The organism is Kouleothrix sp., from assembly GCF_046328425.1.
Lineage (GTDB): Bacteria > Chloroflexota > Chloroflexia > Chloroflexales > Roseiflexaceae > Kouleothrix.
Genome location: NZ_JAXLWP010000054.1, coordinates 1 through 10,956 on the forward strand (window position 1 = coordinate 1; position 10,956 = coordinate 10,956).

A 10,956-nucleotide genomic window follows, 5' to 3' on the forward strand; every position below is an offset into this window, starting at 1 on the left:
CTCGTCGCGGTACTTGGTATGGATCTGGTAGATGATCGCCGGCAGCTGGCGGTACGACGTCACCTCGCGGCGCGCCAGCTCGGCCACCGCCTCTTCGTGGGTTGGCGCGACGATCAGCGCGCGCTCGGATCGGTCGCTGAAGCGCAGCATCGCCGGCCCATACTCGCTGTAGCGCCCGCTCTGCTCCCACAGCGCCGCCGCCTGCACCACCGGCGTGCGAAATTCCTGCGCGCCGATCCGCGCCAGCTCGGCGTGCATGATCGCCTCGATGCGCCGCGCCACGCGCATACCCAGCGGCAGCAGCGCGTAGCCGCCTGCGAGCAGCGCGCGCGCCAGCCCGGCCCGCAGCACCAGCTGGTGCGCCGTGCTCTCGGCCTCGGAGGGGGCATCGCGCAGCGTGCGCCCAAACAATGTCGAAAGTCGCATAGAACCTCCTGTACCATCTACAGATTGCACTGATTTTGCGTTTCATACACGCCAGACGCATCGCTCCCTGCCCTGTTATACCAATACGGCTTGACCATGCGACTGCAGCAGGGACAAAAGACAGAAGACCAAGAACAAATAGCGCAGTCTCCTGTCCTCCATCCTCCGTCCAGCATTGGCAAACCTCTCGATCGCTTTGGTATTAGGCGAGGTGCGGGATCAAGCGCAGCCCAACAAAAAACGCCCCTGAGCTTCTCGCTCAAGGACGGCTGAACCGTGGTACCACCTTGGTTGGGGCAGGCGCCCCCACTCTGCCGCCGCCGCGCACGCCGCAGCGATGCGCGAGGGCGCGCCCGTGTCACGGCGGGCATACCGGCCAACCTTATGGCGACTAGTGCGGCAGCGCGGCTAACCGGCTGGCGCTCGCCCTCGGCGGCGACGTGGGCCGCCAGGGGCGGCCGCTCTGAGAAGGGGTTCGGCACCGGCCTGCTGATCGAGCTCGCACCTGCCTCGACTCGCTGGGCGCCCGGCGGGGTGCCTACTGGTTCTCATCGACGTCGTTTACTATCGATTATGACGCGGAGTGTAGCACGCGCGCGCGCGGCTGTCAATCGGCCGGGCACAGGGCTCTGCAACGTCGGCCCTCTTCCCCTACCCTGGCGCGCAAACGTCGGTACGACCACCGCTCGTCGCTGGTGGATCTATGCATTGGTACGCGGGCTGTGGTATGATTCATGGTAAAGCAAACACTCAATGACCATTGCTTCCAAGCCGAAGCCATACTGTGAGCACACCTGTGAATATCCCTGGAGCTATTCGCTACTCGGCGCGTCCCCAGCGGCGCCATATCGCCACGGTTGTTGGCCTATGTCTGGGCTACATCGCGCTGTTCGTGGTGCTCTACCCAGTGGCCAAAAACGGCGTCGCGCCGATCGGCATTGTGCCGGTGCTGGTGGCAGGCTGGCTGCTTGGGCGCGCTGGCGGCCTGATCACCGGCCTGGTGCTGAATATTGCCACCACCGTGCTATTCAGCCTGGTCGGCGCCGAGTTCAACCTCGAGCTGCTCTTCTTTCAAGCGCTACCGGCCAATATCGTGGTGCCTGCCGCCGGCTACCTTGTGGGCCTGCTGCGCGACCTGAGCAAGCAAACCCAGGCACAGGCCCACGAGCTCGCCGCCGAGCGCGAGCACCTGCACCAGGAGATCGCCAGCCGCAAGCGCGCCGAGATCGAGCTGCTGCTTGCCAAAGACGCGGCCGAGGCCGCAAGCCGAGCCAAGACGGCGTTTATCGCCAGCATGAGCCACGAGCTGCGCACCCCGCTCACCACGATCATGGGCTACGCCGAGCTGCTGCGCATGCACGCCGAAGAGCAGCACGAAAGCCAATGCATTGGCGACCTCGACCGCATTCTGGCGGCCAGCTACAATCTGCGCAACATGATCAATGGCGTGCTCGACATCGCGAATATGGAGGCGGGCCGCCTGGCGATCGAGATCGCGCCGTTCGCGCTGCCGGCGCTGCTCGCCGACGTGGCCACCGCGATACAGCCGGCGATGCTAGCGCGCAATAACACGCTGAAGCTCTCGATCGCGCCCGAGATTTCGAGCATGCACTCCGACGCTGCGAAGGTGCGCCAGGTTTTGTTCAACCTGCTGGCCGGTGCCGCACGGCTCACCAGCGCCAGCAAGGTGCTGCTTGACGCCTCGATTGTGGGCGACGCCGGCGGCGACTGGGTCGCGATCACCGTGGCCGGCGCCGGTGCCGGCATTCCGCCCAACCTGGTGCAGCAGCTGTTCGACGAGCAGGCGCAATTCGAGATTGGCAGCCTCCCCGAGCACAGCGGCGTGGCCCTGGGGCTGCTGATCAGCCGGCGGCTGTGCCGGCGCCTCGGCGGCGATATCATCCTGGCGAGCACGCCCAAGGGTGGCGCGGTCTTCACCGTGCGGCTGCCGCTGGTGCCGGCGGCTACATAGGCGGCTGCCAGCCGGCCTGAAACTCCAGCACGCGCTGCTTCAACTGCTCGGGCACGGCCACCGTGGTGCGGGTGGCGTAGTCGTAGGCCACCAGCACCGTGCGCGCCACCAGCACCAGCCGGCCATCGCCGCCGCTGATGCTGTGCAGCATGTCGAAGCTTTTGCCGCCAAAGCGCGACACGCCGACGCCGATTGTCAGCACCTCGCCAAAAAACGCCGGCGCTTTGTATGTCGCCGTCACTTCCGCCAGGATCACCGGCAGCTCGGCAGGATGCGCCAGATCGAGCATCTGGCACAGGAACTTGACCCGCGCGGTTTCCAGGTAGGTCAGAAATACGACGTTATTCACATGCCCAAGCAGGTCGAGGTCGTGAAACGCCACCTCGACGCTCGTGCGGTATGGGTAGGCATCGGCGCTGGCCATCGCTACTCCTCCGAAAACTCACTCAGCATCATCTCCTGCAGCTCTGGTGCGACGGTGTCGCGGCCAAGTGCGCGGCGGAACATACGCGCGCGCCGCTGGAATGCCTCGAGCGACAAATACATCGGCTGGAACTGCGCGCCGGGCTGGCCCACCAGCGGGCCAAACGGCAGAAACCCGAGGTGGCGGTACAGCTTCTGCTGGCGCGTGGTTCCCGAGATCAGCGCCAGCTCATAGCCGCGCTGCAGGCAGTGCTCGGCCAGCACCTTGCCCATGCCCCAGAACACCCAGCCGTTGCGGTACTTCTTCTCGACGGCCAGCAGGCGCAGCTCGCACAGCTTGCGGCCGGGCGGCAGGTAGCTGTCGAGATCGGCGAGTTTGGTGTCGAGCGAGAACGGGCGGTTGGCACGCACCGCGATCATCCCCACCACCCGGCCGTGGTCGAGGCAGATGATATAGGTGTTCTCCCGATGAAATTTATCGATCAGCGCCTGGCTTGGGTTCGCCGAGTGCTGCGGGATCTCTTCGACAAACGTGGTGTAGTTCAGCCGGTGGATCTGCTCGAATTCATCGGCTTCGCTGGCGATCTTGAACTGAAGCGTTCCAAACACGTCCTGCTCCTCGGTTTGTACGGCATCGCGGATGTACCGTTAGGCGCGCCCGCTGGCCGGCCGCAGCCGCGCCAGCAGGTTGTGGCGGTGCGCATAGATCGCCAGCGCCGCGAGCAGCACCAGCGCCACCACTGTGTCGGCCGGGTAGCCCAGCGCCAGCGCCAGCAGCGGCAGCAGGCCGATCGCCAGCATCCCCGCCAGCGTGAAGCTGCGCAGAAGTGCGAGCAGCGCCAGCACCATGCCGGCCAGTAGCAGCGGGATAACGTAGTTGTAGGCCAGCAGCGCGCCAACCATGGTGGCAATACCCTTGCCGCCGCGAAAGCCCAGCTGCGCCGGCCAGATGTGCCCGGCCACCGCGGCCAGCATCACCGGCAGCAGGCCCCAGCCGCCTACGCCGAGGTAGCGCGCCAGCATCACCGCCAGCAGCCCCTTCAGCGCGTCGAGCACGGCCACGGCGGCAAAACCGGCGCGCCCGAGCACGCGGCCGGCGTTGCGCCCGCCGACATTGCCGCTGCCGAGAGTGCGGATGTCTTGCCCTTTGACGACGCGCACCAGGTAGTACGCGCTGGCGATGCAGCCAAGCGCGTACGCCGCCAGCGTCGCCACGAGAATTTGCCAGCCGGGCACCTTCGCTTCCTTTCCACCGCGTAGGCTATGCTTGCACGATGCCGGGAGTATAAAGGAGATCGAGCGCAGGCACAAGCGCGGCCAGGCCTGGTCACTGGCTTTCGGGTATTTGTTGATCTTCTGTGTCCATTTTCCGCGCTCTGCGCGGAAAATGGACACAATACGGAGAATAGAACCGCTCACGAAGCAAGAGCAAGCTCGCGCCCGGCTGTGCTAGTTGCGGATGCGGCGCCAGTCGACGGCGGGCAGCATCAGCTCGGGGCGAATGCGCTCGCGGTAGCGCATCAGCACGCGCAGTACCGACTCGATCAGCGTGTCGCTGAGGAAATGCGGCTGGAGCCCTAGGTCGAGCAGGTGCGTGTTGCTGGCGTTGTAATAGTGCTCCTCGCGCTCGACGCGCGGGTTGGCGATGTGCTCGATGCGCACATTCAGGCCAAATACCTGCGCCGCCTCGCGCACCGCATGCGCCAGCCCGGCCACGTCGAACTGCTCGGTGAACTGGTTGAACACCCGGAACTGGCCGCGCTCGGCCGGGTGCGTAATCGCCAGCTCGACGCAGGCCAGCGTGTCGCGGATATCGAGAAAGCCGCGCGTCTGGCCGCCCTGGCCGTACACCGTCAGCGGCACGCCGGCCAGCGCCTGCACTAGGAATCGGTTCAGCGCCGTGCCAAAAACCGCGTCGTAGTCGAAGCGCGTGCGCAGCCGCTCGTCGGCGGCGATCTCGGGCGTGTCGACGCCATACACCACGCCCTGGTTCAGGTCGGTGGCGCGCAGGCCCCAGATCCGGCAGGCCAGCATGATATTGTGGCTGTCGTGCACCTTGCTGGCGTGGTACCAGCTGCCGGGCTGCTTGGGGAACGGCAGCGTGTCGGAGCGGCCCTTGTGCTCGATCGTGATATATCCCTCTTCGATGTCGATATTTGGCGTACCGTACTCGCCCATGGTGCCGAGCTTCACCAGGTGGCAATCGGGCGCGTGCTCGGCCAGGGCGTACAGCAGGTTGAGCGTGCCGGTGATATTGTTCACCTGGGTGAACACGGCGTGCCGCCGGTCGATCATCGAGTACGGCGCGCTGCGCTGCTCGCCGAAGTGTACCACCGCCTCGGGCACAAACGCGCGCAGCATATCGTCGACAAACGCCGCGTCGCACAGGTCGCCGATCCAGGGTGTGATCTCGTGGCCGCTGAGCGCACGCCACGCCGCCAGGCGCTCGTGCAGCGAGCGGATAGGCGTGAGGCTTTCGGCGCCCAATTCGTGATCCCACGCGCGGCGGGCAAAGTTATCGGCTACTGCCACGGTGTGGCCGCGCTGCGAGAGGTGCAGCGCAGTTGGCCAGCCCAGGTAGCCGTCGCCGCCGAGTATCAAGATACGCATCCGTTCCCCCTTCATACGCTATTCGCTTGATCACGTATAGGGTGTATTGCACGACGTGGCTTCGCCACGTCGTGCAATACAATAAGAAGTTTGGGGGCGGCGAAGCCGCCAAACCCCACCAAAGTGTCAGTAATCAAGCGAATTTGGTACCATACAGCTTCGCTCAATCCTACGCGCGAGGGTTGCGGGCATGCAATGCCACGCGCAACCCTGCTTGTTCGCCGGCCGCTGGCGCCCCAAGCATCCTACGCAGGCAGCGCGCGCCAGCGCTCAGCGCCAGGCGCAGCTGCAAGAAGCTTGCCGTTAGGGCTAGCGTATGCCATCTGGCTGGTCACTGCTGTATGGTGGGGGTTCGGGGGCGGCTTCGCCGCTCCCTGAACTTTCTTTAGGGCCTACGCAGGCGGCGCGCTTAGCCTTCGGCAGAGCGGAAAAACCACGCACAGACACGCTGCTTGCGATGCCCTGCACGGCTTTCCGGGCAGGGCATCGCGAAAGAGATCAAACGGAGCTAAGCAGATCGAGTGGTAGTGGCGGGGTTAGCCGGCCGCGGCTGCGGGCAGCACCAGGCGCGCGAACAGCTCGTCGAGCGCGGCAGCCGGGCTAGCGCCGACGCCAGTGTGCACCGGCGAGGGCTGGATCATGGCGCTGCGCGGCGCCACCAGCCAGTGGAAGCGCTCGGGCAGCGGCAGCAGCGCGATCGGCCCGCCGGCAGGGTCGCCGGCGCAGATCAGCGGGATGAGCCCAAGGTGGCGCTCGAGCTCGGCCGGGACGAGCCAGGGGGCCAGCGCGGCCAGGCGCTGCGCGTCGAGCGCCACGCGCGCCGCCAGAAAGCGCCGCGCGCGGCAGAACACGATCACGCCGGCGTTGAAGCACTCGCCGCGCTCGACCCGCGGCACCACGCGCACGATCGCGTAATCAAACGAGCTGTGCGCGGGCATGCAGCGCCTCCTCGGCAAACGCGCGCGGCGATTCAAGCCGCCCGCACAGGTACTCGACATACGCGGCGCGGTGTTCGGCCAGGTCGGCGAAGTGCGGCTCGCCCTCAAGCCAGCTGTCGGGTATCCGCGCGGCCACCTCGCGCACCAGGTCGCGGCTGAGCCTGGCGCTCAGCAGCGCGTCGGCCTGGGGCAGCGCGTCGGCGTAGCGCAGCAGCATGTGGTCTTTCACCTGTGGGAAGCGGCCATGGCTGCGCTCGCGCCAGTTCGCCCAGGTGTGGTGGATGTACAGCGCAGCGCCGTGGTCGATCAGCCAGAGCTGGCCGCCCGCCACCAGCATGTTGCTGTTGCGCGCGGTGCGGTCGACGTTCATGGTGTAGGCGTCGAACCAGACGATCGCCGATGCCAGCGCCAGTGTGCCCGGCGGGGCCAGCAGCGGCTCGAACGCAAGCGCGCCGGGAAGGTAGGCCAGCGCGAGGTTCAGGCCAGTGCTGGCGCGCATGAGATCCTGGATCTCCTCGTGCGGCTCGCTGCGGCTAAACGCCTCGTCGAGCTCGACGAACACCAGCTCGGGGATGGGCAGGCCGAGCGCGCGCCCCAGCTCGCCGGCAACCAGCTCGGCGATCAGCGCCTTGCGGCCTTGGCCGGCGCCACGAAACTTCAGCACGTACAGCCGCCCGTCGTCGGCCTCGACAATCGCGGGCAGCGAGCCGCCCTCACGCAGCGGCGTGATATAGCGAGTGGCGGCGACGGTTCGGATCGGTTGCATATGTCTATTCCGGTTGCTGGGTGGAAAGCAACGGGTTTGCAGGCTGAATGCACCTTCGAGTCTTCAAACCACCTCTTTTGAACATACCAGGCTTTCAAGCCTGCAAACTTTGAGCTACTTCTCCGGCTCGGGCGCGAACTGGTCGTGCAGCTCCTGCAGCCGGTCGTCGGTGTGGCGCGCGTAGTACTGCTCGGTGATGCGGGTGTTGGCGTGGCCCAGCAGCGTCGACACCTCGGACATCTGCGCGCCCTCGTTCAGCAGCCACATCGCCACGAAATGCCGAAAGGTATGCGGCGTGGTGTCGCGCAGCAGGCGGGCTTCGCGCGGGCGGCCCTCGGACTCGATGCGGTCGGCCAGGGAGTGCGCGGCGTTGGTCACCACCGTCCAGGCGGCCACGCGGTTGAGCCGGCCTCCGGCGCCGCGCGGCCCGTGCGAGATAATCAGCGGCAGGGCTTTCGGGAAGCTGCCGCGCCGCGCCAGCAGGTAGGCCTCGATCGCGCGCTGGGCGTGGGCGCGCAGGAACACCGCGCGGCGGCGGCTGCCCTTGCCGACCACATACACGCGCGGGGCGATCGCGCCGCCGTCGTCGCGCACGTCGGCCAGGTCGAGCGCCAGCAGCTCGGAGATGCGCGCGCCAGTTGAGAACAGCGTGTGCAGCAGCGCGGCGTTGCGCAGGCCGTTCAGGCGCTCGCGCTCGCGGGTGGTGCCGGGGTCGCCGGCGGGCAGCTCGGCGTCGTAGAAGCCGACCAGCCGCCGCAGGTCGGGCACGTCGGGGGCGCGGCCGGCCGGGGCGCGCGGCAGCGCGTCGCGCAGGTGCATGCGCAGCAGCGCCAGGTCGCACGCGAGCAGGCCGCGGTCGGCCAGGAACTTGCAGACTGCCAGCGCGCCGTGGCTGTAGGTGAGCGCGGTGCCGTCGGCGGTGTGCGTGAGCGAGTCGATCCAGCTTGCCAGGTCGTGCACGCCGATCTCGGCGACCGCGCGCTTCTGCTGGCGCGCCGCCCAGCCGGCGAACGAGCGCCACGCATCGCAGTACGACTCGATCGTCGTGGCGGCCAGCGGCTTGCGGCGGGCGCGCTGGGCCTGGGCCCATGCCTCGCCGGCGGCGCTGATCAGGATTGGTTGCTCGGGTTGATCTGGCATGGAGCCATTATAGCACAGGCATGCGATCAGGGCTGGTGCAAAGTCGGCCCTCACCCCCCCCTCCCGCGCGCGGGAGAAGAGGAGGATTATTGTTGGCTGTGTGGTGCGGTCGCGGCCGCGACCGCCCCCAGCCATGTGTTTCCCTCCCCTGTCAGGGGAGGGGTAGGAGGAGGGGTCGAAAGACGTTGCACCAGCCCTGGCATGCGATCAGGGCGGCACGGCTGCGGGCGCGCGAAAGTGGTATAATCGTCGCGTTTGTCGGCAGGGGAACATTCGACGCATGGCTGCACGACGTATATTCAGCATCACAACCGCCTGGGCTGTCGGCGTGGCGCTGCTGCTGGCGGCGCTGGCGGGCGGCATTGCCTGGCAGTGGCAGGGCCGCGCCGCGCAGTCGCTTGACCTTGGCGCGCCGCTCGACGACATCAGCGCTGTCGATTTCTACGCGCCCGAGCGCAGCGACGCCGGCGTGACCTACCGCTGGTCGGGGCCGGGCTCGCGGCTACGGCTGTCGGCGCCGCCTGCGGGGGCGCTGGTGCGCGCCGACCTGCGCATGTTCGCGCCCGAGCGCCCCGAGGGCCCGCAGCGCGTGGCGCTCAGCGCCAATGGCCAGCCGCTCGGCGAGGTCGCGGTAGGGTCGCAGCCGCGCGTCTACCACCTGCTGTTCGCCATGCCGGCCGGCGCGCCGCTCGAGATCGGCCTCAGCAGCCCGCCGCTGCAGATCGCCGGCGACCCGCGCGCGCTCGGCGTGGCCGTCGATACGGCCGCGATCGAGGTGCTGAGCCCTCCCGGGGCGCTGGGCCTGCTGCGCGAGCTGTGGGCCGCGCCGTACCTGCCGCTGGGCCTGCTGCTGCTGGCCGGCGCCGCGCTGCTGCTGGGCCTGCGGCTGTGGGCCGGCCTGGCGCCCGCGCTGGCGCTGCTGCTGCTCGTGCTGGCCGACGGCTGGCTGCACGACGCGCGGCTGCTCCTGGCGTTCGACCTGTTCGTCGCCGCGGCGGTGGCCTGCGCCGCGCTGGCGTGCGCCGCGGCGCTGCGCCGCTGGCCGCGCGCCCTGCCGCTCGACGACCGGCGCGCGCTGGCGTGGATCGTCGCGGCGTTCGCGGTCGTCGCCGCGGTCACATTCATACCGACGGTGCGCAGCGACGGCATCGAGTACTACGCCTACCTGCGCTCGCCAACGATCGACGGCGACCTGAACTTCGAGAACGAGTATCATCAGACGCCGTTCCCGCAGATCTCCGACAAATTCCAGCCAACTGTCACCGGCCACTACGAGAACCTGGCGGCGATCGGCCCCGCGATCGTCTGGGCGCCGCTCTACACAGTCGGCCACGTAATCGCGCTGGCAGGGCGCACGCTGGGCATGCCCTGGCGCGCCAACGGCTACGACCCGCCCGAGGTGGTGCTGGCGGTGTTCACCAGCGCGCTGGGCGGCCTGGTGACAATGCTCGCGGGATACCGGATCGCGCGGCGCTGGGCCGCGCCGCCGGCGGCCGCGCTGGCGTCGATCGCCACGCTGCTTGGCTCGAACCTGCTGTTTTACAGCATGCGCGAGGGTAGCTTCGCCCACGCGCTCTCGGGCACGGCGGCCACGCTGTACGTGCTGGCGTGGCTGCGGCTCGAGGAGCGCCCGAGCGTGCGGCGCTGGGGGCTGGTGGGCGTGGCCGCCGGCGCGACGGTGCTGATGTACTGGATCGCCGCGCTCACCCTGGTGCTGCCGTGCTTTACGTTTGCCCGGCTGCTGCTGGTGGCGCTGCGCGCCCCGGCCGGCGAGCGCGCGGCGCGGCTGCGGCAGCTGGCGCTGGGCGGCGCGCTCGCGGCCGTGCTGCTGCTGCTGGTGCTCAGCCCACAGCTGATCGCCTGGAAGATCATCTACGGCAGCTTCCTGGCCATCCCGCACGGCAGCGACTACATCCGGCCGCGCGGGTTTCAAGGCTTCAAGCTGCTATTTTCGCATTTGTACGGGCTGCTGCCGTGGACGCCGGCGTTCTTTCTAGGGCTGGTGGGCCTGGCGCTGCTGTGGCGGCGCGACCGCTACCTCACGGTGGCGCTGTTCGCGGCATTCCTGGCCTACTTCGGCTACAACGCCTCGCTGGCGCGCTGGTTCGGCGGCGGCTCGTTTGGGCTGCGGCGGATGACGGCGCTGGCGCCGCTGTTTATGCTCGGGCTGGCGCTGCTGTTCGAGCTGCTACGGCGCTGGCGCGCGATCGCGCCGGCCGCTCCGGCCGCGCTGGCGGCGGTGTGGGCGACGCTGCTGCTGGTGCGCTACGATCTGTTTCTGTTCCCGCACGTGCCCGAGGAGATCGCCGCGATGCCGGCGCAGCGCTTCTTTCTGAGCCGCGACACCCTGCCGTTCTGGGGGCTGCGCGGCTGGCTGAATAATGGCTTTGCGCTTCAGCAGCTGCGCACCGATGGCCCGGCCGACCTGCTGGCGTTCGCGCTGCTCGTGCTGGTGATGTTTGCGTCGGTGTGGCTGGTGGTGGCGCTGTACCAGCGGCTGTGCGGCGCGCCGGCTGGCCGGCGTGGCTGGCTCGCCCGGCGAGTGCGCAGCCGGCTGATGGCCGGCCGGGCGCGCGGCTGAGCCGCGCTACGGCAGAGTCATACCAAATTCGCTTGATAACGTACACTTTGGTGGGGGTTTGCGGGCGGCGAAGCCGCCCCCAAATTTCTTATTGTGCTGC

At 68.1% G+C, this 10,956-nt stretch carries 9 protein-coding genes and 1 pseudogene; 2 read left to right on the top strand and 8 right to left on the bottom strand.

Annotated features, from left to right (window positions below; genetic code table 11):
- Positions 1 to 426, bottom strand: a pseudogene (locus U0177_RS28750) (proline--tRNA ligase); the annotation flags it as partial.
- A 784-nt stretch (positions 427 to 1,210) separates the two neighbouring features.
- Between U0177_RS28750 and U0177_RS28755 the strand changes: the two are divergent.
- Positions 1,211 to 2,398 (top strand): sensor histidine kinase, encoded by a 1,188-nt coding sequence (locus tag U0177_RS28755; RefSeq protein ID WP_409574136.1) that lies wholly within the window; start codon positions 1,211 to 1,213, stop codon positions 2,396 to 2,398.
- Here the strand turns inward: U0177_RS28755 and U0177_RS28760 are convergent.
- From U0177_RS28760 to U0177_RS28790, 7 genes are all read right to left on the bottom strand, one after another.
- On the bottom strand, positions 2,391 to 2,822 hold the full coding sequence (locus U0177_RS28760) for an acyl-CoA thioesterase (RefSeq protein WP_409574137.1): 432 nt from the start codon (positions 2,820 to 2,822) through the stop codon (positions 2,391 to 2,393). The two genes, U0177_RS28755 and U0177_RS28760, sit on opposite strands and share 8 nt — an antisense overlap.
- 2 nt (positions 2,823 to 2,824) lie before the next feature.
- Positions 2,825 to 3,430, bottom strand: a complete 606-nt coding sequence (locus tag U0177_RS28765; RefSeq protein WP_409574138.1) for a GNAT family N-acetyltransferase — start codon at positions 3,428 to 3,430, stop codon at positions 2,825 to 2,827.
- Between the two features lie 39 nt (positions 3,431 to 3,469).
- Entirely contained in the window at positions 3,470 to 4,057 is a 588-nt protein-coding gene (locus U0177_RS28770) for a glycerol-3-phosphate acyltransferase (protein WP_409574139.1), read from the bottom strand.
- Positions 4,058 to 4,270: 213 nt separating this feature from the next.
- A complete protein-coding gene (locus U0177_RS28775) occupies positions 4,271 to 5,431 on the bottom strand; it encodes an NAD-dependent epimerase/dehydratase family protein (protein ID WP_409574140.1) in 1,161 nt (386 codons plus the stop codon).
- 536 nt (positions 5,432 to 5,967) lie between these two features.
- Positions 5,968 to 6,369 carry a DUF3037 domain-containing protein gene (locus U0177_RS28780; protein WP_409574141.1) on the bottom strand — a complete coding sequence of 134 codons (402 nt, stop codon included), beginning with the start codon at positions 6,367 to 6,369 and terminating at the stop codon, positions 5,968 to 5,970.
- Positions 6,347 to 7,135 carry a HipA family kinase gene (locus tag U0177_RS28785; protein WP_409574142.1) on the bottom strand — a complete coding sequence of 263 codons (789 nt, stop codon included), beginning with the start codon at positions 7,133 to 7,135 and terminating at the stop codon, positions 6,347 to 6,349. The genes U0177_RS28780 and U0177_RS28785 overlap by 23 nt, the downstream gene beginning before the upstream one ends.
- Before the next feature lie 114 nt (positions 7,136 to 7,249).
- Positions 7,250 to 8,275 carry a tyrosine-type recombinase/integrase gene (locus U0177_RS28790; protein ID WP_409574143.1) on the bottom strand — a complete coding sequence of 342 codons (1,026 nt, stop codon included), beginning with the start codon at positions 8,273 to 8,275 and terminating at the stop codon, positions 7,250 to 7,252.
- A gap of 280 nt (positions 8,276 to 8,555) precedes the next feature.
- On the opposite strand from U0177_RS28790, the gene U0177_RS28795 reads away from it, so the two are divergent.
- The gene (locus U0177_RS28795; protein WP_409574144.1) at positions 8,556 to 10,856 is read left to right on the top strand and encodes a hypothetical protein; all 2,301 of its coding nucleotides are present in this window, start codon (positions 8,556 to 8,558) and stop codon (positions 10,854 to 10,856) included.
- Positions 10,857 to 10,956 lie beyond the last annotated feature (100 nt).